Origin of the sequence: Campylobacter showae, assembly GCF_900573985.1 — a bacterium.
In the GTDB taxonomy this organism is placed as follows: Bacteria; Campylobacterota; Campylobacteria; order Campylobacterales; family Campylobacteraceae; genus Campylobacter_A; species Campylobacter_A showae_E.
Genome location: NZ_UWOK01000001.1, coordinates 310,050 through 332,578 on the forward strand (window position 1 = coordinate 310,050; position 22,529 = coordinate 332,578).

The 22,529-nt window shown below is 47.3% G+C and carries 21 protein-coding genes and 1 tRNA gene; 7 read left to right on the forward strand and 15 right to left on the reverse strand.

The window, feature by feature from the left end; genetic code table 11:
• Positions 1-271: 271 nt before the first annotated feature.
• The 6 genes from proC to proB form a co-directional block, all read right to left on the reverse strand.
• On the reverse strand, positions 272-1,057 hold the full coding sequence (proC, locus tag EE116_RS01615; protein WP_122872960.1) for a pyrroline-5-carboxylate reductase: 786 nt from the start codon (positions 1,055-1,057) through the stop codon (positions 272-274).
• The gene (locus EE116_RS01620; protein WP_122872961.1) at positions 1,054-1,683 is read right to left on the reverse strand and encodes a hypothetical protein; all 630 of its coding nucleotides are present in this window, start codon (positions 1,681-1,683) and stop codon (positions 1,054-1,056) included. Before EE116_RS01620 ends, proC begins: the two co-directional genes overlap by 4 nt.
• 308 nt (positions 1,684-1,991) lie before the next feature.
• Entirely contained in the window at positions 1,992-3,251 is a 1,260-nt protein-coding gene (locus EE116_RS01630) for a glutamate-5-semialdehyde dehydrogenase (RefSeq protein ID WP_122872963.1), read from the reverse strand.
• Positions 3,252-3,260: 9 nt separating this feature from the next.
• Positions 3,261-4,016, reverse strand: a complete 756-nt coding sequence (locus EE116_RS01635; protein ID WP_122872964.1) for a CAAX protease — start codon at positions 4,014-4,016, stop codon at positions 3,261-3,263.
• Positions 4,017-4,382: 366 nt separating this feature from the next.
• Entirely contained in the window at positions 4,383-4,643 is a 261-nt protein-coding gene (locus EE116_RS01640; protein ID WP_122872965.1) for a hypothetical protein, read from the reverse strand.
• A 47-nt stretch (positions 4,644-4,690) separates the two neighbouring features.
• The gene (proB, locus tag EE116_RS01645; RefSeq protein WP_122872966.1) at positions 4,691-5,812 is read right to left on the reverse strand and encodes a glutamate 5-kinase; all 1,122 of its coding nucleotides are present in this window, start codon (positions 5,810-5,812) and stop codon (positions 4,691-4,693) included.
• A 147-nt stretch (positions 5,813-5,959) separates the two neighbouring features.
• On the opposite strand from proB, the gene EE116_RS01650 reads away from it, so the two are divergent.
• From EE116_RS01650 to EE116_RS01660, 3 genes are read left to right on the forward strand one after another with little or no spacing between them, the layout of a single operon-like run.
• Positions 5,960-7,114: an ABC transporter substrate-binding protein gene (locus tag EE116_RS01650; RefSeq protein ID WP_241091612.1), complete on the forward strand. Its 1,155-nt coding sequence runs from the start codon at positions 5,960-5,962 to the stop codon at positions 7,112-7,114.
• Positions 7,104-8,135 (forward strand): FecCD family ABC transporter permease, encoded by a 1,032-nt coding sequence (locus EE116_RS01655; RefSeq protein ID WP_122872967.1) that lies wholly within the window; start codon positions 7,104-7,106, stop codon positions 8,133-8,135. The genes EE116_RS01650 and EE116_RS01655 overlap by 11 nt, the downstream gene beginning before the upstream one ends.
• On the forward strand, positions 8,132-8,893 hold the full coding sequence (locus EE116_RS01660) for an ABC transporter ATP-binding protein (RefSeq protein ID WP_122872968.1): 762 nt from the start codon (positions 8,132-8,134) through the stop codon (positions 8,891-8,893). The genes EE116_RS01655 and EE116_RS01660 overlap by 4 nt, the downstream gene beginning before the upstream one ends.
• Here EE116_RS01660 and EE116_RS01665 read toward each other — a convergent pair whose 3' ends face one another.
• From EE116_RS01665 to EE116_RS01680, 4 genes are all read right to left on the reverse strand, one after another.
• Entirely contained in the window at positions 8,894-9,547 is a 654-nt protein-coding gene (locus tag EE116_RS01665; protein ID WP_122872969.1) for a response regulator transcription factor, read from the reverse strand. It abuts the gene before it with no gap.
• Between the two features lie 6 nt (positions 9,548-9,553).
• Positions 9,554-10,216, reverse strand: a complete 663-nt coding sequence (locus EE116_RS01670; protein WP_122872970.1) for a cytochrome c3 family protein — start codon at positions 10,214-10,216, stop codon at positions 9,554-9,556.
• On the reverse strand, positions 10,213-10,653 hold the full coding sequence (locus tag EE116_RS01675) for a cytochrome c3 family protein (RefSeq protein ID WP_002947156.1): 441 nt from the start codon (positions 10,651-10,653) through the stop codon (positions 10,213-10,215). The genes EE116_RS01670 and EE116_RS01675 overlap by 4 nt, the downstream gene beginning before the upstream one ends.
• Positions 10,654-11,156: 503 nt before the next feature.
• Positions 11,157-12,710 (reverse strand): flavocytochrome c, encoded by a 1,554-nt coding sequence (locus EE116_RS01680; protein ID WP_122872971.1) that lies wholly within the window; start codon positions 12,708-12,710, stop codon positions 11,157-11,159.
• 334 nt (positions 12,711-13,044) lie between these two features.
• Between EE116_RS01680 and EE116_RS01685 the strand changes: the two genes are divergently transcribed.
• The 4 genes from EE116_RS01685 (at position 13,045) to EE116_RS12555 (ending at position 16,819) form a co-directional block, all read left to right on the forward strand.
• Positions 13,045-13,120, forward strand: a tRNA-Val gene (locus EE116_RS01685).
• 482 nt (positions 13,121-13,602) lie between these two features.
• Complete coding sequence (thrS, locus tag EE116_RS01690; RefSeq protein ID WP_122872972.1) at positions 13,603-15,423, forward strand: threonine--tRNA ligase; 1,821 nt, start codon at positions 13,603-13,605, stop codon at positions 15,421-15,423.
• Positions 15,424-15,595: 172 nt separating this feature from the next.
• Positions 15,596-16,111, forward strand: a complete 516-nt coding sequence (gene infC, locus EE116_RS01695; protein WP_122872973.1) for a translation initiation factor IF-3 — start codon at positions 15,596-15,598, stop codon at positions 16,109-16,111.
• A gap of 63 nt (positions 16,112-16,174) precedes the next feature.
• Complete coding sequence (locus tag EE116_RS12555; protein WP_206159225.1) at positions 16,175-16,819, forward strand: HTH-like domain-containing protein; 645 nt, start codon at positions 16,175-16,177, stop codon at positions 16,817-16,819.
• Between the two features lie 197 nt (positions 16,820-17,016).
• Here EE116_RS12555 and EE116_RS01710 read toward each other — a convergent pair whose 3' ends face one another.
• From EE116_RS01710 to metE, 5 genes are all read right to left on the reverse strand, one after another.
• Positions 17,017-17,343 (reverse strand): hypothetical protein, encoded by a 327-nt coding sequence (locus EE116_RS01710; RefSeq protein ID WP_122872974.1) that lies wholly within the window; start codon positions 17,341-17,343, stop codon positions 17,017-17,019.
• 156 nt (positions 17,344-17,499) lie between these two features.
• Positions 17,500-18,459: a DUF3137 domain-containing protein gene (locus tag EE116_RS01715; protein ID WP_122872975.1), complete on the reverse strand. Its 960-nt coding sequence runs from the start codon at positions 18,457-18,459 to the stop codon at positions 17,500-17,502.
• A 130-nt stretch (positions 18,460-18,589) separates the two neighbouring features.
• Entirely contained in the window at positions 18,590-18,859 is a 270-nt protein-coding gene (locus EE116_RS01720; RefSeq protein ID WP_122872976.1) for a hypothetical protein, read from the reverse strand.
• 54 nt (positions 18,860-18,913) lie between these two features.
• The gene (locus tag EE116_RS01725; protein ID WP_122872977.1) at positions 18,914-19,795 is read right to left on the reverse strand and encodes a methylenetetrahydrofolate reductase; all 882 of its coding nucleotides are present in this window, start codon (positions 19,793-19,795) and stop codon (positions 18,914-18,916) included.
• 224 nt (positions 19,796-20,019) lie between these two features.
• Entirely contained in the window at positions 20,020-22,293 is a 2,274-nt protein-coding gene (gene metE, locus EE116_RS01735) for a 5-methyltetrahydropteroyltriglutamate--homocysteine S-methyltransferase (RefSeq protein ID WP_122872979.1), read from the reverse strand.
• Positions 22,294-22,529 lie beyond the last annotated feature (236 nt).

The following is a 22,529-nucleotide window of genomic DNA, read 5'->3' on the forward strand; positions in this document are numbered from 1 at the left end:
AAATACGCGCCCCGAGGCGGAGCGAACCTGCTTTGCCTCGGGACCGCACAGTCAAATTTACTCCCAAAAATACAAAAATCTACTGCCACGATAAAATTCGCAAATTTAACCAAGCCTTTTGGACTCCATAAGGCGCCGCAAAGATCGGCGGGATCAAAACTTCAAACGCTCAAATTTGACGATTAAAGCTCAGGCAAATTTACCGCGGGCGCAGCGTAAGCGATCGGTGAATTTATGCTTTTTAGAAACGCAAAAGATAAAACCGCCAAAACTACCCGCGCGCCTTTTTCACGCACGCACCCACTGCATCCATCACCGCCGCACGAAACCCGCCGTTTTCCAGCGCCTTTACGGCCTCTATCGTCGTGCCGCCGGGTGAGCAAATTTCGTCTTTTAAGGCTGCTGGATGTTTGCCGCTTTTTAGCATGAGCCGCGCAGAGCCTGCGACGCTAGCCGCGACCGCTTCGTACGCCAATGCTCTAGGCAGCCCCTCGAGCACTCCGGCATCGGCCGCTGCTTCGATAAACATAAAAACATAGGCCGGTAAGCTACCCGCGATACCCGTAAATGCGGCAAATTTAGCCTCCTCGAGCTCATAAACGGCGCCGAAATTTTCAAAAATCTCTCGTACCGCCGCCCGCTCGTCCGCGCTTAAATTTTCGTTAAAGCACAGCGCGCTTACGCCCTCTGCGATAGCGGCCGGAGTATTTGGCATCGCGCGCGCGATCTTGGCCTGCGCACCCAAAATTTGTGCGCTTTGCTCTAGGCTAAAACTCGGCGCGAGCGTGACTACAACCTTGCCTCGCGCTGAGTCTTTTATCAAATTTAATATATCCACATACGCCGCGGGCTTGGTCGCTAGCACCGTGATATCGGCCGCCGACGCGACCGCAGCCTCGCTCTCACAGACACTTACGCCGCACTTTTCGCGCAGATCCGCCGTTTTGCTCCTCGCATAGACGAACACACTCTCGCCGCCCAGCCTTTGCGCCAAATTTGCGATCATCGCGCCACCCATATTTCCGCCGCCGATAAAGCCGATTTTAGGATTTTTCATTTTGCCGCCTTTCTTAGAGCTCCGATTTTGACCGCCTTGCCGGCAAGTGCCTCGCGTATCGCGATATTTTCCGCCCAGATGGCACCCGTGACCTGCCCCGGCGCCAAGATATAAACGCCGCCCGTCTCGGTCTCATCGCTAGCCTTAAAGTCGTTGCCCAAGATCATCTCGTACGTATCCTTAGTGTCGTTTTCAAATTTTATCGCCGCTTTTAGCGTCGGCGCTTCACCCTGTTTTGCCGCGCCCGCGTACTGCTCGAGTACATTTTTGCTAAGCTTGCCGTAGATGCCGCCAAATTCGTCCAGATAGATGCGTACGGCGCGCTTGTCCGAGTTTTTGCCGCCTTTGTCGCCCATACCGACGCTCACGCTCATCTCGTAGGCGGTCTGCCCGGTCGGGAAATCCTTAAATTTTGCGTCGGGAACAAAAACACGCACGTTATCCGTTACTACTTTTTCGTCGTGTGTCTGCGGTGTTACGTCCGTTAGCACGAGAGTGGATTTCACGTCCGCGCCTTTGTCCGAAACAAGCGCAGAGATCGGCACGCGAGTAAGCAGCGTCGTCTCGTAGCAACCGCTAAAAATAAACGCCGCGGCAAGAGCAATGATAAATTTTAGTTTTTTCATCGGTTCCCTTTAATTTTGCGCCGATTTTAGCATAAATTTCGCCTTTCTACGCCCGAGCGGCGACCTGCGACGGGTCAAATTTCATCGCCGAAAAAGTCGCCGCGGGTATCGCAAATTTCGATGTTTTGCCGCACCGAAAAAATACTAATTCGGCTTTAAATTTGACTCCAAATTTGAACGTAAAACGATAAGGCGAAGTATTTTCGTCATAGACGAGGCGGATAAGCAAGGGCAAAGGAGCGTATATATAATACGTGACTGCAGCCCGCAGCGAAATCAAACGAAGTATATGACAAAAAGACAAGCCGCTAACGAATTTGCCCGCCTCCGCGGACGATATATTTGTAAGTCGTGAGCTCCCTCACCCCCATCGGCCCTCTGGCGTGCAGCTTTTGCGTGCTGATGCCGATCTCACCGCCGAATCCAAACTCGCTACCGTCGCTAAAACGAGTCGAGGCGTTGGCGTAGACGACCGCGCTACCGACTTCGTTCAAAAATCGCTCGACGTTTGCGTAATCGGCGCTTAAAATCGCGTCCGAATGCCCGCTAGAATGCGCATTTATAAAGCTGATCGCCTCGCTTACGTCCCGCACGGCGCGTACAGCCAAAACGAGATCCAAAAACTCCGCGCCAAAGTCGCTCTCGTCGGCAGCCTTGACGTTTACCAAACCGCACAACTCCGACTCGCACGCATCTAGCAGTTGCTCGCTCACGCGAAACTCGACCCCCAGCATCTCGCGCACAAGCTCAGGTAAAATTTCGCCCGCTGTGCGCTCGTGCAAAAGCACGCACTCTACGGCATTACAAACGCTTGGGCGCTGGGTTTTGGCATTTTTGACTATCCTCGCGGCCTGCTTTAAATTCGCGCTCTCATCGACGAAGATATGACACACCCCCGCGCCCGTCATGATGATCGGCACGGTCGCGTTTTGCGCGATAAAATCTTTTAAGCTCTTGCCGCCTCGCGGTATCAAAACGTCGATATACTCGCTCATTTTCGCCATTTGCGCCACTACTTCGCGTTCAGGGCTTTCTATAAGCTGCACCGCGCCTTTTGGAAGGCCAAATTTTGCCCCCGCTTCGTTAAATAAATTTACTAAAAAGATGTTCGAATTTAGCGCGCTAGCACTGCCTCGCAGGATCGCCGCGTTGCCGCTTTTTAGCGCCAGAGCCGCCGCGTCGATGCTGACGTTTGGGCGACTCTCGTAGATGATACCGAGCACCCCCAGCGGCACGCGCACACGGCTGATTTGCATACCGTTTGGATGGCTCCAGCCGCCTAGATTTTCGCCCACGACTTCGGCGAAGCCCGCCACCTCGCGCACGCCCTGCGCCATAGCCTCGATACGGGCGTCGGTTAGCCTTAGGCGGTCCAGCAGCGCCGCACTAAGCCCCGATCTCTCACCGTTTGCAATGTCTTTGGCGTTTGCCGCTTTTATCGCGTCCTTTTGCGCGAGCAGCTCGTCTGCCACGGCGTTTAAAATTTCAAATTTAGCCTTGCTATCAAGTCTCAAAAGCTCGCTGCAAGCGGCCTTCGCGCGCTTACAGATATCTAAAATTTCATTCATTTTTACTCCTTAATCATATTTATATTTTAAGTTTACCATATGGTTTAAATTTGATATATTTTTAAATGCATCATTTAGGTTAAACCCCAGTCGTAATAGCAAAATTTCAATATTTACAGTTATTGATTTTGCTTTGGTTTTTGGCGGATTATTGTGAAAGATATCATTGCGTGACTTACGAATCATAGAAAATACATTTAAAAGACTATTTTTTGTGCCGTATTCTGGCAACTTTTGCCCCTTGTATTCGCACACGCTTGCAAAAATATCTCTGAAATCGCTCCAATTCGAGTCTATGATGTTTTGCAAATCACCTAGCGTAAATAAATCAAGCACATCAAAGCTATTCATTTGCTCTGTTAGATTAACCTTTTTGGTCTGCGCTATATGGGCAGCTTGTTTTATTAGCTTCGCATTTTTTCCGTATAAAAACCAGTCGTCGGCGTTAGAATTTGAACTATAAATTTCAGATAGTACTAGTGCAACTTTAGAACGCAATGCCGTTTCAAAAATATGGATGATTAAAAACATTTCGTGGTGCGATTTTATGCGTTTATTATAGATTGAAATGACTAAATCAAAGATGTCAACATTATTTTTGGCATATTTTTTAATAATGACGGCAGCTTCTTTGCAAGCACCCAACAAATATTTATTGTGAAGCAGTGCAATAGAATTTTTAAGTTTACCGAAGCCCGGCATTTTCGTTGCATCACAGTCTAAGTTTTCACATAGTTTTTTACAGATTACACTTTCAAGATACATTTAATCATCTTTTGTTATAATGGTACCAATTTGGAGGTCTCATCGCTATGAATTAAGTGAGTATCCGAAAGGAAAGACACTCCAAATTCTATATTTTCATTCAAAATTTCACTCATTTTGTTTCCTTGACTTATAAAAAATCGCAAGCTACGCGGGCTAGTCTAGCAAAGAATATCGCCACTGCCGTACTTGTGGCAGTATTGTAAAGTATGTTTTTATTCATTTTCTCAAAGATTTCTCCCTATGCTGTAAATTTACTATCAGCCAAACTCATGCCATAAATCCCTTCTTTAGCTATTTCTCGGCATTATGCCCAACCTTCTCATTCCAATTCGCGCATAGTGCTTTTACGCAATCCGCCGGCTCCTATCCGCACAGCCCAAGAACGTCTAGTTTGCCGTTTTTATCGGCGTCCGGTTCGTCAAATTTTGCCGTCCACGCCGCGCCTTGCGCCGAAAATTTAAACTTAATATTCTTTGGGGCTACCGCTTTCTCCCGCTCGGCGCGGTTTAGCGTGCCGCCTTGATCCTCGTCGTTAGCCGCTATAAAAATTCTAGCGGGATTTGCCTCTTTGTACGCCCACGCCGCGCCCGTCAAAAGTAGCGCAAAAAATATAATCTTTTTCATCTACGTCCCCCGTTTAAAATTTTAAACGCGCGAACACGGCTAAAATTTCATTGCAGCGCGATATTATCCGCGTGGACCGCGTCATCGTCGCTTTTGTAGCCCAAAGCTTGCTCTATATCATCGCTTTTTACCCCCGCTATGCGCGCAAGCTCGCAGCTTGAATAGTTGCTAATGCCGTGCGCCAGCAGCTTGCCGTCAGTCGCGCAGACGTTTACGATCTCGCCGCGCTCAAACTCGCCGCGCACCTCGGCAATCCCGACCGCAAGCAGGCTTTTGCCCGATTTTATCGCCTCTGCCGCACCCGTGTCGATAATCACCGCGCCTTTGCTAATCGCGCCGTATGCGAGCCAGTATTTACGCGAGCTAAGCCGCGCCGCGCCCGCGCTAAAGAGGGTGCCTACCTCCTCGCCCGCCGCTATTTTAAGCAAAATTCCGTCCGTACGCCCGTTTGCGATGATCAGGCTAGTGCCGATCTGATTTGCCATCTGCGCCGCCGCGATCTTGGTCGCCATGCCGCCCGTGCCGAATTTACTGCCCTCGCCGCCTGCCATTTTGACGACGTGCTCGTCGATTTTTTCGATAAAGCTTAAAAGTTTTGCGTCCGCGTGCTCACTCGGATTTTTGTCGTACAGCCCGTCGATATCGCTTAAAATCACGAGCAGATCAGCATCGATTAGCCCCGCTACTAGCGCACTTAGCGTGTCGTTGTCGCCCACTTTCAGTTCATCTGCTACGACGGGATCATTTTCGTTTATGATCGGCACGATGCCGCGCGAGAGTAGCTCCGCGCAGACGTTTCGCACGCTAAGATAGCGCACCCTGTCGCTAAAATCGCCTCGGCTTAACAGCAGCTGCGCGATAATGCGGTCATGCGCCCAAAATAGCCGCTCGTAAAGATGCATCAGTGCGACCTGTCCGACCGCCGCTAGAGCCTGCTTGCGGCTTAAAATTTTAGGTCTTTGCGCGATACCGAGCAGCCCCATGCCCGCGCCCACGGCGCCCGAGCTTACCAAAGCCACGCAAAAGCCCGCATCTTTTAGCTTGCAAATTTGCGCGACTAGACTTTTGATGAGCCGCTCATTTAGCGAACCGTCCGCATTGGTAAGCGTTGAGGTACCGATTTTTACGACGATACGTTTTGCGCCGCCCAGAAGCTCTTTTCTACCCATTTTCCGCTCCGAAATTTTTGAAAATTATATCGAAAACGGCTTATTTTAAATTTTATGTTTTTGTAGCTCGTCGGTAATATTAATTTAAATTTCATCATACTAGGCTATAATGACAAAGATAAATTTACCTTCTAAAAAGGAGCTTTTATGAAATTTCTACTCGGCTTTTTGCTTGCGCTTGGCTTGGCGTTTGGCAGCGAGTTTAGCGTCAAAGATATGCGCGGCGCGGAGGTCAAGATCGCTTCTCCGCTTGAGAGGGTCGCTACGATCGACGACGGGTTTGTAGAGAGCGTCATGACGCATCTTGGCGTGATCGCCAAGGTCAAGCTCATCGGCTCGTGGTCTATGAAGAGAGACTACAAATACGACTTCACCACCAAAGCGGGCGAAGCTTACACTCTTCGCGGATGGAACGTAATGAAGTATCTACATCCGTGGCTAAATGACCTGCCTTGCGTAAATTCTCCGCAAGGAAACGTCGTAAATTTCGAGGCTTTAGCAAACGAAAACCCGCAGCTAGTGATCCTTCGTATCGGAGACTGCACGCTGCGCGGCTCAAATAAAGACGCCGTAGAAAAAACGATCGCCACTATCGAAGCTCTAGGCATCCCGCTTGCCGTGATCTATGCTCCAAGAGGCGCTGAAATCGCAACGATGCAAGAGGAGATGCGGGTGCTGGGAGAGATATTCGGGCAAAAGGACAAGGCGTTAAAGCTCTTTGAATACCTCGACAAAACCCAAAAACTCGTTCAGGAGCGCACGGCAAATTTAAAAGAGGATCAAAAGGTCAGCATGCTTTACATGGGGCTTAATCCAAACATCCGCAAAAACGGCGGCGTGGCGAGTGCTTACGGCGTAAATACCCCCGAATCCTTCATTATCGAAAATATCGCAGGCGCTAAAAACGCCTTTAGAGGCGACGGCTCAAACGTGATCTTAAGTACCGAGCAGCTTTACGCGATAGATCCCGACGTCATCGTGCTACCGACCTCAAACGGCTACCATCCTGCAAGCGAGCTTTTAAATTCAGCAGATTTTGAAAAGCTAGAGGAGCTAAAAGCAATCAAAAACAAGCGCGTTTACGCCATGCCGTGGTCGCCGATGAACTGCGCGCGCCGCGTGGAGTATCCGATAGATATCCTAATAATCGCAAAAGCGGCCTATCCGCAGCTCTTTTCTGACATCAAGGTTCATAAATTCGTCCTTGATTTTTACAAAGACGTTTACGGCGTGAGCGAGGAGCAGGCAAAGGCGCTTAGAAGCGAGCAAATTTTAGACTGGACGGTAGAGAATGACTTTTAAGCCCGGCGCTTTTAAGTCAAATTTACTATTTTTATTCGTTCTTTTGGGCGCGCTTTTGCTCTGTATGATCGCGGCGCTCATGCTCGGGGATTATAAAATTTCGATCGCTAAAATTTTAGACGTTTTAAATTTGAAAATTTTTGACATCCCCGCCGCAGGCATCTCAAAAATGGATCAAACCGTCATCTTTAAAATCAGAATGCCTAGAATTTTAACCGCCGTGATAGTGGGCTTCGCGCTTTCAAACGCGGGCGCGATATATCAGGCCTGCTTTAAAAACCCGCTCGTTGAGCCCTTTATACTGGGGGCTAGCTCGGGCGCGGCTTTGGGTGCGGCGCTAGCGATACTGTTTTCGGGCATATTTTTTAATATCGCTTTAAGCGCGTTTGCTTTTTCGTTTTTTGCGGTGTTTTTATCCTATACGCTCGCAAAAAACGGCGGCATAGTGCCCGTGGTGGGACTTATCCTGTCGGGCGTCATCGTAAGCTCGATATTTTCGGCGTGCGTATCGATCGTAAAATACGTCAGCGAGGACGCGCAGCTAAGAGAGATCACCTTTTGGATGATGGGCGGGCTATACTACTCCAAATGGCAAAGCCTAGGCGAGATCGCCTCGGTCACGGGAGTTTGCTTTGTAGCACTTTGCACGCTTGCATGGAAGTTAAATTTACTAAGCCTGGGCGACGATCAGGCAAGAAGCCTCGGCATAAATCCCGAAAAATACAAGCTCATATTTATAACGATCGCTACCTTGATGACCGCAGTGTGCGTGGCAAACGTGGGCATCATCGCGTGGATCGGGCTCATCATGCCTCACGTCGCGCGCCTCATAAGCGGCCCTGATAACAGATGGGTGCTGCCGCTATCGGGGCTCATAGGCGCGCTGTATCTGCTCGTATGCGATACGCTCGCGCGTACGGTAGCGATGGCTGAGATACCCGTAGGCATCATAACCTCTTTGGTGGGCGCGCCCTTTCTCATCGCACTTTTAAGAAGCAAGGCAAAGGAGCTGCTAAAATGATACTGCAAACCAAAAATTTATCCTTCAGCTACGGAGGATTTGGGCTCGAAGACGTAAGCATCGAGATCAAAAGAGGCAGTATATGCGGGCTTTTGGGCACTAACGGCAGCGGCAAGAGCACGTTTTTTAACTGCTGTATGAAATTTCTAAGTATCAAAGGCGGCGAAATTTACGTTGGTTCGCAAAACACGAAGCACAAAAGCCCCGCGTGGATGGCTAAAAACATCGCCTACGTCGCGCAGCACACCGAGCTGCATTTTCCGTTTTTCGTAAGAGACATCGTCCTGATGGGGCGTTCCACGCACATAAAGAGCCTATTTGGCTTTAGTAAAGACGACAAAAGGGCGGTGAGCGAGTCGATGGAGTTTATCGGTATCTCGCATCTGGCGGATAAAAAGATGAACGAGCTTAGCGGCGGGCAGCGGCAGCTCGTTTTTATCGCCAGGGCGCTCGCGCAGGATACGCCGCTCATCTTGCTTGATGAGCCGACGTCTGCGCTTGATTTTAAAAATCAGATCACGCTTTGGAAAATTTTAAAAAAGATCGCTGCGGGCGGCAAGACGATCGTCATCTGCACGCACGAGCCAAACCACATCCTTTGGTTTTGCGACGAAGTGATAGTATTCCGCGACGGGCGGATCGTCTCAAAAGGCAGCGTCGCACAGGTCTTAAACGACGAGCTGCTGACTGAAATTTACGGCGACGTCTGCACCTTTGAGAGGCTCGCGCAAAAAGAAGTGATCCTGCCTAAGCTCTAGCTACTCTTCTAAACTATACCCGATACTGCGCACGGTTTTTATTAGCTCAAACGGTAGCTTCGCACGTAGCTGACGCACGAGCGAGCGCAGGCGATCGGACGAGACGTTTTCGTCTTTATAGATACTCCACTCAAGCTCCTGGATCGTTACTACGTGCGGGGCATTTTTGGCCAAAATTTCTAAAAACAACCCCTCTTTTTTGCCCAGCATTATACTTGTGCCGTTTATGTGTAGCGTGAGGCTGTTTTTGTCGTAGATAGCGCCGTTTTTTAGCTCAAATTTGCTTCCAAGCAAAATTCGGCAGTTTCTAAACACGCGAAACAAAAACTCCTCCGGCAAAAAAGGCTTTACCATAAAGTCGTCGTATTTGGCGTAGTAAATTTTCTTGTAAAGCGCAGGAATAGCCTTATCTACGAGGATCATAACGGGAGTTAGGCTCCCGTTATCTCGCAGAAATTTGACCGACTCAAAATTTGCCAGATCCTTCGTCTTTACGTCGATGACGTAAAAGATGTAGCGGTTGCCGTTGTAATAATCCTCTTTTAGCTCGCTTAAATTTTCAAAGCGAACTATGCGGATGTTAAAGCGGTAAAGCGCGGCGTTGAGGTTTAGTTGCATCTCCACGTCGTCGCTAACGAGCAAAATTTTCTTCATTTTAGCCTACTTTTTGGTGGCATTGCCTTCTTTATTTTCTACCTTCGGCCCCACATAATCCTCCCCGAAATATGCCTTCTTTATCTCTTCTTTTTTGATTGCGGCTTTCTTTTCGTAGATTTTGTATTCAGGCTTCCAGTAGTTTAGCATATTGTTTAGCCCGCTGTGGCCTACCTCGGCGTGACAGCTAGCGCAGGTTAGTTGCTTATCCGTATTTAGCAAGCTTTGATAGTGAGCGTGCATCTTTTGAGCTTGGGCTGAGGTTAGCTTATTATCCACCAAATTCGTATGGCAGCTAACGCAACCGTTATCAAATACGAAGTGCTCTCTTTTCTCTCTGTTTTTATGCCAGTCTATAGCCTCAGGGTCTTTAAAGAAATGAATATATCCCTCCATCAATCCGTTTTTAGCTTTAACTAGGACGTATTTAGCTAGGTTGTCGTGAGGTATGTGGCAGTCTACGCATTTAGCCCTTACTCCGCTTTTGCCTTTGCCGCTATGTACGTCGTTACTATAAGCTATAACCATAGGATCCATCTCGTGACACACTACGCAAAACTTCTCTCCGCTAGTTTCTTCTAGGGCGTAATGCACGGGAAGTACGACTAAAAACCCTATAATGCCGCTTACTAATATAATAAGCGCTAGTACTTTCTTTGAAATTTTCATGGCGTTACCCCCATCCATTGCGGAACTTCGTGTTCGTGGCACTCCGTGCACATATTGGTTGATTTTTTATGCTCGTTGTGGCACTCGTCGCAGTATAGCGTAGGGCCGTCGTGAACCGAGTTGTGAGGATTTGCTTTTAGCAGATCCATGTATTCTAGTCTTTTAGCTATCTTTTTCTTGTCGCCGTGACAGGACAAACAGCCTTTATCGCCGATAGATTTAAATTTACTAGCGTCGTTTCCTTGTCCTTCGTGACAATCAAGACAGGTGAAGCTTAGTTTTTCGTGATGAGGCTTTAAAGGGTGTTTGGCTCGCAGCTCGTCGGTGACGTTAAGATCGACTAAAGACGTTATCTTTGCGCTTGGGGCTCCTGCGCTAAATGCAAAAGAGCATAGTAGCATAGATGCGCACAAGGCGAGAAACGCTTTGTGTTTCATGCGAATTCCTTTCTATGAGGAGTTAAAGAGATATACTCTTTTACCTTTAAATTTGAGGGGCAAATTTGGTTTTTAAATTTAACTCTTTAAGTAAAAAACAACCTCAAACGGTTGTTTTTTACTTTGTTGTAAAGGGGGTGGGGGCTTAAATTGCGCTCTGCTTTGCAGTTGCAAGCGTAGCGATGCAAAAGAGCTCCCCGCCCCCTTTAATCCCCCTCCCCCTACGACGCTTTTAAGGTGGCGACATAGCTTTGCTGACGCAAAGCGTCGCAGTTTGGGAAGTAAATTTTATAAATTTACCATCAAATTTAAAAGTATCGCAAGCCGAATCCTCGAATTTAATCTTAAATTTAACCTGCGATACGAAATTAAAACGGATTATCGCGAGATGATTTTAAATGTTTTGAAGTAAATTTCGTCCCAAGACTAGACATATAGTCTGTCGCAGGGCGAAATTTACGAAATCATTTAAAAGCGCTCGCGAGAACTTCGTTTTACCAAATTTAAGCTAGATTTTCTCCAGCTATCATCCCAAACACTATGCAGTCGGTTATCGCAACCGTACCGAGTCTGCTCGCGCCGTGCGTACCGCCGGTGATCTCGCCTGCGGCATATAGGCCAGGGATCGGTTTATTCGTCTTACTTGAGATGACCTCGGCTTTGGCGTTGATCTTTAGGCCGCCCATGGTGTGGTGAGGCTTCGGCGATAGGCGGATGACGTAGAACGGTCCTGCCTCGTTGATCTCGCTTAGCGCGCTTTCTTGTTTGCCAAATTCATCTTTTTTAGCCTTTACGCCTTCGTTATATTTCTTTACGGTTTCTTTTAACGCGTCGGCAGGTACGCCGTATTTTTTAGCGATATCATCGAGCGTAGCGCACTCGCCCACTAGTTTGCCGCTACCCATGCCTTTTTGGATGATCTCTTCGCTTAGGTCTTTAAACGCCATTTTGGTGTCGGCGAAGGTTATCGGATACGCGCCCGGTTTTTCGCGTAAAATTTTAAACTCGGCGTCCGCACGGGTTTTGCGGTCGGCTAGCTCGTTCATAAAGCGCTTGCCGGTGCGGATATCGACCGCGATACCGTATTTAAAGGTACCTTGCTGCGTCAAAATCGGAGCGGTGCCAAAGCCCTTTTCGTCCGGGCTCGCCCATGGACCAAACTGTATCCAGTCTACTTGCACCGGATACGCGCCGATCTCAAATGCTTTTAGCAGCGCGCCCGCAGTAGCTCCGGGGTGGTTCGTGCTATCGACGTCATCAGGGATGCGCGGGTCTTGGAGCTTTCTAAACGCCTTATCTCGGCAAAATCCACCGGCTGCTAGAACGACGCCTTTGTTTGCCTTTAGCGTTTTTTTCGTGCCGCTCGTGTTTTCTAGGTCGTCGCTGTAAAGCTTATCGTCGAACCTATACTCTTCTCTGATCGTCACGCCCACGACGCGGCCGCTGTCGTCTAGCACGAAGTCGTCAAATTTGGCGCGGCGGCGAAGCTCGCAGCCTTTGTCTTTTAGCGCTTCGAATTTCTCAAGCATCGGCTGGATGTAGCCCGAACCCGAGTCGTTTGTGGTTAGCAGCGAGCGAGCGACCGTGTGACCGCCGAAGTGCGCGCAGTGCTCTTTAAACTGAACGCCGTTTTCAACTAGGAAGTTATACGCGTCCATACCGCGATCGACCAAAGTCTCCAAAAGCTCTGTGTGGTTGATACCAAGACCGGCTTTTAGACAGTCGGCGATAAATAGCTCTTTGCTATCTTTGATGTTAGTTTTTGCTTGCACCGGGTTGTTTGCGACCGCCATGCCGCCGCCGTTGATTACGGAGTTACCGCCGATGCGACCCATTTTTTCTAGGATTAGTACCTTATTGCCTTTTTGCGCCGCTTTTAAGCCTGCCGCAAGTCCCGCAAAGCCCGAGCCAATGATGATCACGTCCCACTCTTCGTCAAATTTGACGTCCTTTGCGTTTAGCACGCTTGCTTGCGCATTTACCGCACCTAGCGCGAGCGCGCCCGCACCCGCCATACCTAGCTTTAACAAGTCGCGTCTTGACATTTGCTCTTGCATACATTCTCCTTTGAATGAAATATCATGATGGCATTATAATTATATTATCGTGAGTTTGCTGTGAGTTTTATTAAAAATTTACTCTACCAAAGCTATCCCTAAATTTAGGGGATTTAATGCAAATTTGACCGAGAAGATATGAATTTATGAGATTTTATTTTTAAGATTTATCAAGACTTTTCTATTAAACTCTAATCTTTATGTATTTTTATTTTAGGATCGCCAGGCAGGGGCAAATTTGACGAAATAGGATTGCGTTCAAATTTTGCTTTTTACGAAAAATAGCAAAATTTAAGCTAATTTCAATATTATTTTGGGTAAATTTCCATTTTTCGGTCCCGTAGCTCAGTTGGTAGAGCACTACCTTGACATGGTAGTGGTCGATGGTTCGAGTCCATTCGGGGCCACCATTTCGCTTCTTTTGATTCAAATTTCATCAAATTTTACTTATTTCGCACCCTAAATCCAAACGTCAAATTTGCCAGCTAAAGCCAAAATGTATTTATTTTCTAAATTTTAACTCGATAGCGTCAAATTTGTGCAGGTTTTTTGGGAATAAATTTAAAGATTAAAGCGCAAAGGCAACCACTCCTTTGCGCAATTTTGGGAGAAAAATGAATCAAAACAATGCAAAGACGAGATAAATGCATGATTCATTCGATGAAATATTAGCGTTAGTTTTCTTAAAATATAATAAACTATATTGAGAATATTATCGATTTAACAATATTTAAATTTTAATCAATATATTCTACTATATTCAAAACTCAAATTTGACCGCCGTTTAAACCCAAATCAAATAAAACATTAAGTAAAGCTTAAAAACATTTTAGCTAAAATCAAGCCCAATTCTTTCAGCGTAAGAAAGATGTTTCGATAAAAAGGACATAAAATGAGCGATATCATCGCATACAAACTAGATGGAAACATAGTCGATACTCAGAGTATCAACGGGCGAGAAAACGCCGCAGAGCCGATTTATTTTGACAACTCCCCCGACGCGCTAAACGTCATCAGACACTCCTGTGCTCACCTCATGGCGCAAGCGATCAAAGAGCTTTATCCTCAGGCTAAATTTTTCGTCGGACCAAATGTCGAGGACGGATTTTATTATGATTTTAAGGTCGATGAGGCTAACAGCAAGCTTAGCGACGAGGATTTAGAGGCGATAGAAGCCAAGATGAAAGAGCTAGCCGAAGCGAAGCTTGATATCGTCAAAGCAAGCTCCACAAAAGCCTTTATGAGCGATAAATTTAAAGACGACGAGCTAAAACAAGAGGTGCTAAAACGTATCCCCGAAGGCGAAGTCAGCAGCTACAAGCAAGGAAATTTCGAGGATTTGTGCCGCGGACCGCACTTGCCAAATACCAAATTTTTAAGATTTTTTAAACTAACCCGCGTAGCTGGAGCGTATCTTGGCGGCGACGAGACGCGCGAGATGATAAACCGCATTTACGGAACGGCATTTGCCGATAAAGAGAGCCTAAAAGAGCACATCCGCATCATCGAAGAGGCCAAAAAACGCGACCACAGAAAGCTTGGCGTCGAGATGAAGCTGTTTACCTTCGACGAAGAGGTCGGCGGCGGCCTACCGATCTGGTTGCCAAACGGCGGACGCTTGCGCTCCAAACTAGAGCAAATTTTATACAAAGCGCACCGCGACCGCGGCTACGAGCCAGTGCGCGGACCAGAGCTACTAAAAGCCGACGTATGGAAAAAGAGCGGCCACTACGCAAACTATAAAGAAAATATGTACTTTACGACGATCGACGAGGCCGAATACGGCATAAAACCGATGAACTGCGTCGGCCACATCAAGGTCTATCAGTCAGACATCCGCTCATACCGCGATTTGCCGCTTAAATTTTTCGAATACGGCGTCGTGCACCGCCACGAAAAAAGCGGCGTTTTGCACGGACTTTTTAGGGTGCGCGAATTTGCCCAGGACGACTCGCACATCTTTTGTATGCCAAGTCAAATAAAAGAAAATATCCTAGAAATCTTAAAATTTGCCGGCAAAATAATGGAAAATTTCGGCTTCCACTACGAGATGGAGATTTCGACCAAGCCTGCAAAAGCGATCGGCGGGGACGAAATTTGGGAAACAGCAACGAAAGCCCTAAAAGAAGCGCTTGACGAAAACGGATTTAAATACGGTATCGACGAGGGCGGCGGCGCATTCTACGGTCCAAAAATCGACATAAAAATCACCGACGCACTAAAACGCAAGTGGCAGTGCGGCACGATCCAGGTCGATTTTAACCTGCCTGAGCGCTTTGATCTGGGCTACATCGACGCAAATAACGAACGCCGGCAGCCCGTCATGCTACACCGCGCGCTACTGGGAAGCTTTGAGAGGTTTATCGGCATCTTGATCGAGCACACCGGCGGCGAGCTACCGTTTTTCGTTGCTCCGACGCAAGTAGTCATCGTGCCGATTAGCGACGCGCACCTAGACTACGCCAAAACCGTCGCCAAAGAGCTTCGCAAAATCGGCGTAGATAGCGAAATCGCGAGCAAAAACGAGAGCCTAAACAAACGCATTCGCACCGCAGAAAAACAGCGCGTGCCGATGATTGCGGTACTTGGTGACAACGAAGTGGCAAATAGCGCCATCGCTCTGCGCGACCGCACGACCAGGGAGCAAAAAGATATGAAGCTGGATGAATTCGTCGAGCTGCTAAAATCAAAACTCGCCGAGGTAAGTTTTTGAAATCCCAGCGAAAATCCGCTAAATTTGAGCTAGGCGCGGCTTTATGCTAAGCCTGGCTTTTACCAAAATCCGCAAAAATTGTCACGGCGCAATAAATTTCTACGAAAAATACAATAAAAACACAATATTTTTGGATATAATCAACAAATTTCAACTTAAAGGAAAAAACTAATTGGCTAAAGAAAACGAAGTGTTGCTCAACGAAGATATCAGAGCGAGCGAAGTAAGATGCGTGGGGGACGACGGCACAGCATACGGCGTCATCCCAAGAGTAGAGGCCTTGAAAATCGCCGAGAAAATGGGGCTTGATCTGGTGCTAATCGCGCCTGACGCTAAACCTCCCGTTTGCAAAATAATGGACTACGGCAAATTCCGCTACCAGCAGGAAAAAAAGCAAAAAGAGGCCAAGAAAAAGCAAAAAACGATCGAAGTAAAAGAGATCAAACTCTCCGTCAAAATCGCTCAAAACGACATCAACTACAAAGTCAAGCACGCGCTTGAGTTTTTAGAGGACGGCAAACACGTCAAATTTCGCGTATTTCTAAAAGGTCGCGAGATGAGCAATCCGGAAGCGGGCGTCGCGATGCTACAAAAGGTCTGGGAGATGGTAAAAGACGTCTCCGACCGCGATAAAGAGCCACTGCTAGAAGGCCGCTACGTCAATATGTTGGTAACGCCGAAGAGGTAAAATTTAATAAATTTGGGCGAGAAATCGCTCAAATTTATCCTAAAATTCCACCAAAGGAAATTTATGACTGCACAAGAGCTAGGAAAAGAGCTGGCAAATATGTATTTTACAGCAAAAGACGGCGAAAGAGTAGCCATGATACATTTGTTTGGTATAAGATTTAGCAAGCAAATATTATCAAATAAAATAAGTGCAAATGAAATCATTAAGTATGCAAAATCTCCAGATGGCTCCATAGTTAACAAGTCATATTTTGCAGAGATAAATAAGGGCGTAAAGCTAGCAAAATATGTTGAAGAAAAGATAGATAAAACGAATATGCAAAAAGCAAACTCGCGCAAGTCAAATCGCTACACAAACGATCAGATCAAAGAAATTTTAAAAATACGTATCGAGCTAGCAAAAGAACTGATCTCCTGCGAAATAGCGGAGCGAGAAACGCTAAAAATCACCCCAACCTACCCCGTTCATAATCTAATAAGCGACGCTAAGCGAATGCAAAAAACTCTTGCCGGTATAGGCGAATACGGCTTTGGCTATCCCGCAAACTGGGCGCAAGCGCTACTTGAAATAACGGGCGGCGAAGAGCGAGCACAAATTTTTAAAGCCCTAAAAGAACAACAGCGACTATATCTTGAAAAAGATGGCAAAAACAATAAAAAGCTAGAAAAAGTACTTCAGATCGCCGATCAAAATTTGACCGAGTAAAAGCCCAAAAGCTCGGTAAATTTAAACCCTCAAATATAAAATTTGCAAGTTGGCGCACAAAATGGCGCCAAAAAAGTAAATTTGATAAATTTGAGCCAAAATCGCTAAACGTAAATTTCGTATGCGAGCCGCCCAAGGCTAAATTCCACGCCCAAAGCGACCGCATACTTAAAGCTAGTGCCCAGAACGAGCCGCGATTATTTGCCGACCTTTTTGCAGCACTCTCTCATGAGACCACCGCTCTTTTTGCAGCATTGCGCGTAAGCTTGTTTTGAGAGAGCGTCATTTTTTTTCACTCTCTGAGGACCAGCACCACCCTTGCCGTACTCGTATATCACGCCAAGCTCTTTGCAAGAGCCTGCTTCGTTATCGTTATAGTTATAACAAGCTGCCGTGAAATACTGCACTGCGTTAGCCCACTCTCCTCTGGATACGGCTCTCAATCCATCACCGTACTCTTGGCCTCCTTGTGCCGAAGACAACGCCAAACACGCCAAAAAGATCGCTAAAATCAACTTTTTCATGACGACTCCTTTGTGTGGATTTATAAAGCGATTATACTACAAAAACGCTTTAATGTTTAGAAAATATTTACGCTATATCGTGATTAAATTTACGTAAAATTTTATCATTGCATTCAAATTTGAGCCGCGAGCCACAAAGCTGTCCAAATTTCAAAATTACCAAATTTTGCGGTTTAAATTTAACTCTTTTACTATCTGGGTAAAGCTTGCTATCTCGCTCTCGTAAAGCGCTATGGTTTCGTTGTTTATTAGGGACTTGCGGATATCTGGCTCAAAGTCGTCGCGCCAGGTCTCTACTGCGATAAAGATTTGGCTATCCTTTAAAACGGCGTTTACCGGCGCGTCTAGTCTTAGGCAAAGATGGGTAAAATTTTCCATTAGCGCCGGGCTAAGCGCGTATCTGGCGCCGATCTGATCGGTCGTATAGACGTCAAATATCTTCTCAAATCTCACGTCGTCCATATTCGCCTTTTTGCCGTAGATTGCTAAATTTCTTGAATTTACATGTGCGATTTGCGTTATGGAGCTTAAGGTTTTATTAAAATCGGCCTTAAAAAGCACGCCTTGAAACTGCACGACCGTCTCGGTGCTGTTTTTCTTTTTCGCCTTTTTGGCCGCGTAAAAGTCGCTAAATTTGACACTGACGCCATCTATATCGCCCTCAACGAGATCCTCGCTGCTCCACTCATCGACCCTGCAATCGTAAATCGTAAAAAAATCATCAAGCCCTAGCCCGCGGTCTTTATCGTAGCTAAGACCGTGTTTTTTTACGATATTTTCTATGATCTGACGCTTAAAATTCGCCCTAAATTCACGCCTTTTAGACGCAGTCAAAAGGCCGGTCGTCGCAGCATATGAGATCGCGCCCAGCGTCACGCCAAAAATCGCGTCTAAAAGATACGCTATCGCCGCGCCCACGCAAATGCCGACGCCAATGCCGATCAAATTTGCTTTTTTGACGGCGGCTACTAAATTTATGCGCTCGTTTTCTAGCTCTTTTAGCTCGGACGAAAGATTGCTTTGGGCTGTATTTTGGCCGTTTTCGCTTAAACCTCGGGCGGGTTTTTCGCCTAAGGCCGCAAAAAGATTAGAAGCCGCGGGAAGCGCGAAAAGCACGGCTATGGCGCCGACGAAAATAAAGGTAAATAAAGTCTCCGTTTTAACTCCTTTACGCGTTTGGCCGCTTATTTTTACGGCTTTTTGGCTCGCAAACCAAAGCCGCCCCGGTTAAATTTCGGCGCGACAATTAAATCCAGGCCGCGCGGTCCGCATTCGCGCTTAAATTTACTCCGCTTTTGATTTCGTATTTTTGATTAAATTTAAGCCATCCGCTGCCTTGTTTTGTCCCGCTTGCCTGTAAATTTAAACGACCCGCGCTTTTTTCTCGCGATTGTCGCCCTTTTTTGTTTAAATTTCGCTCTTTTAAATTTAGCGCCTTACGGGAATTTAGGATTTTAATAAATGAACCCAAATTTAAACAAACCTGCGCGAAGGTAAAATTTGCTTTGCGGCGCAACCTTTACACCTAAATTTCGCGTGCTTGTCGCTCAAATTTACCGCCGCGCTCGCCTTAAAGAAGTCTAAACTCGCGAGCTAGCTCTAGGCTCGCCTCGATCTCGGCGCGCTTAGCCATCACGCTTTCGATGTTCGCGCTCAAATTTAGCCCGTTTTCGTCGCCAAATTTCTTTAGCTCGCGCCAAATTTCTTTGATTATCTCGCAACTTTGCGCCAGATAGTCCTCGCCAGCGTTTAGACGCGCCTCGACTGCGCTTGGCACGCTAACGCCTAGCCACTTGATAAACTCTAGCGTTTTTGGGTTGCCCGCCGTTGAAAACGTGAGAAATATCGGCTCGGTTATCTTTGCGGCCGCGCAGCCCTCTAAAAATTTACGCGTCATATCCGCGTCAAAAATAGCCTGCGAGATGAAAAACTTCGCCCCAGCCGCGATCTTTTCGCGCATCCTTTGTGGCTCGTCGCCCTTTTTGGCGTGACGCTCGGCGATACACACTCCGCCGACAGCCAAATTTTCAAATTCGCCAGCGATCTCGTACGCGCGAGCCAAATTTAGCCGCACTTTTTGCGAGCTGGACGTCGCTCCGACTAGCACGTTTAGATTTGAGCTTTGAGCCGCAATCGCCGCGCGAAATGCGTCCTCGGCGTAGCCGCTAGCTACGCGGTAAAAAACGCTCGGCGTCGCGACGTTTAGGTAGTCTCGGTAGTAAATTTCCGGGCTTAGCGTGCCGCTGAACTCAAAAGTCCGCTCGCTTTCGTTTCTCTCGCTCTCGTCTTGCACCTCATAGAGCACGAGTCCGTCGGCGTTTATGCTCTCTATCCTGCCCGTCCAGCGATCCGAGATGTCGCGCAGCTTAGCCTCGTCAAATTCAGCCTTTGGTGGCGTTAGCCCGTAGAGCACGAGCCCCTTTTCTTTGTTTAAAATTTTTTCTTTTAGCATGAAATTTCCAAATTAAAATGTAGAAAACAGCGCCGTTTGCGGTTAAATTTACGCTGCGACGGCGCGTGCGCAGGATAAATTATTCGCCGCGACCGACAAATTTGCTCCGCGTCAAATTTGAGCGGGTTTTCTAAACCAACCAAAATTTGAGCTAGCAAAGCCGCTCTCACCGCAAATTTAAACGGCAAAAGCGGCAAATTTAGCCGAGTCGCAAGCGGTCGAAATTATGAATTTCTTACGATTTTGACGGCTTCGACCATATTTTTTAGGCTCGGCTCGACCTCTTCCCATTTGCGCGTTTTTAGGCCGCAGTCTGGGTTGATCCAGAGCTGTTCTTTTGGCAGAACCTCAAGCAGCGCGCGGATCTGGCGCACGATCTCGTCGGTGCTAGGAACCCGCGGGCTGTGGATGTCGTAGACGCCTGGGCCGACTTCTTGTTTGTAGCCGACGGATTTAAAGATCTTTAGCAGTTCGTTGCCGCTGCGAGCGGTCTCGATGCTGATGACGTCGGCGTCCATCGCCTCGATCGTCTTGATGATATCGTTGAACTCGGAGTAGCACATATGCGTGTGGATCTGCGTTTTAGACTCAGCCGAGCTAACGGAGAGCTTAAAGCAATCGACCGCGAATTTCTCGTACGCAGGGATGTTTTCGGCGCGTAGCGGATAGCCCTCTTTAAACGCCGCTTCGTCCACTTGAATGATGCGGATGCCGGCGTCTTGCAGGTCTGCGATCTCGTCAAATATGCAAAGCGCAAGCTGCTTAGCCACCTCGCTGCGAGGTAGGTCGTCGCGCACAAAGCTCCAGTTTAGCATGGTTACAGGACCCGTTAGCATGCCCTTCATTATGCGACTAGTGCGGCTTTGGGCGTATTTCATCCACTCGACCGTCATCGCTTTTGGGCGGCTCACGTCGCCGAAAAGTAGAGGCGGTTTCACGCAGCGGCTGCCGTAGCTTTGTACCCAGCCGTTCTCGCTAAATGCATACCCCTCGATCTGCTCGCCGAAATACTCAACCATGTCGTTACGCTCAGGCTCGCCGTGGACCAGCACATCTAGGCCGATATCTTCTTGAAATTTTACGCAGTCGTCGATGTATTTTTTGATGCCGGCTTCATATGCAGCCGCGTCGATCTCACCTTTTTTGAAGTTTTGGCGAAGCACTCTTAGCTCGACGGTTTGGGGGAAGCTGCCTATCGTCGTAGTCGGCAGGATGCCGTAGTTTAGGCTTTCGCGTTGGATTTTGATGCGATCTTCAAATTTATCTTCGCGCTCAAATTTGACTAGATTTTTCACGCGGTTTTGGACGCTTGAGGAGTGGATCAAATTTGACGTCGCACGCGTTTTAACCGCGGCTTTGTTCTCTTCGTAAATTTTGCTCTCCGTCGCATTTAGCGCTACGCCGTTAGCTAGCTTGGTTATGATTTTTATCTCGTCTAGTTTTTCTACGGCAAAGCTCAGCCAGCTTTTGACCTCGGAGTTTAGTTTTTCTTCGTATTTTAGGGTATATGGCACGTGGAGCAGCGAGCAGCTAGGTCCGACGTAGAAATCTTTGCCGCCGATTTTCTCGCCGATCTCGCGGACTAAATTTACCTTTTCGTCGATGTTGCTTTTCCAGATATTTCGTCCGTCGATGACGCCTGCAAATAGCGTTAAGTGGCTGTTTTTGATAGTTTCAAGCGCTTCGAAATTTCTTTTTCCGTGAACGAAATCAAGTCCTATGCCGTAAATTTTAGTTTTCGCTACCTCGGCGACCGCTTTTAGCGCGTGCTCGAAATAGGTCATAAACACGATTTTGACGTTGCTTGCGGCTGCGGCTAGATCGTTATATACTTTGGCGATGACGCTAAGTAGGATTTCTTCGTTTTTATCTGTCACAAAAATCGGCTCGTCAAACTGCACCAAAATTTCGTCATCAAGCGTCGAAAGTAGCTCAAGAAGCTTTTTGTACTCGGCGACTAGAGCGTTTAGATTTTTAAACGGGCAGCTGCCGTCGGTGGTCTTTGAAAGCGCCAAAAACGTGATAGGGCCGATCAAATTTACCTTGCCTTTTACGCCCGCAGCCTTTGCCTCTTCGTATTCGGCAAGGATTTTTGATGCATCAAGCTTAAACGACGTCTCGGCGCTAAGCTCAGGCACGATGTAGTGGTAGTTTGTGTTAAACCACTTCGTCATCTCCATCGCTACGCCCGTTTTGTTGCCGCGAGCGCAGGCAAAATACTGCTCTCGTCCGCTCAAATTTGCAAATCTAGGCGGTACGGCGCCAAATGCTATGATGCTATCAAGCATAAGATCGTAAAATGAAAAATCATTTACGCTGATGGCCGAAATTTCGGCGTCCTTTTGGTACTGCCAGTGTCTGTTTTTTAGCGTTTTAGCGACGCTTAGTAAATTCTCCTCGCTAAAGCCCTCTTTGCCGGCCCAAAGACCCTCAAGTGCGCGTTTTAGCTCTCTTTTTTCTCCGATTCGCGGGAAACCCGTAACATAACTTTTTATCATTCTCTTTTCCTTTTTTTAAATTTTGTGATTTTTGGATTTAAATTTTAATTGCGTTATCTTGAGGCGAGTTTGGCGGTTGGCGCCCAAATTTGCGACCAAGGCTAGGCACGTAGCCTGCCGCGGGTAGCAAATTTAAGCCTCCGTCAAAATCGTCCAAGAGAGCGCAAGTAAAAGGCGGGTGGCAACCGCTTTTTCTCAAACTAAAATAAAATTTATAAAAAACTCTACTGAATAAA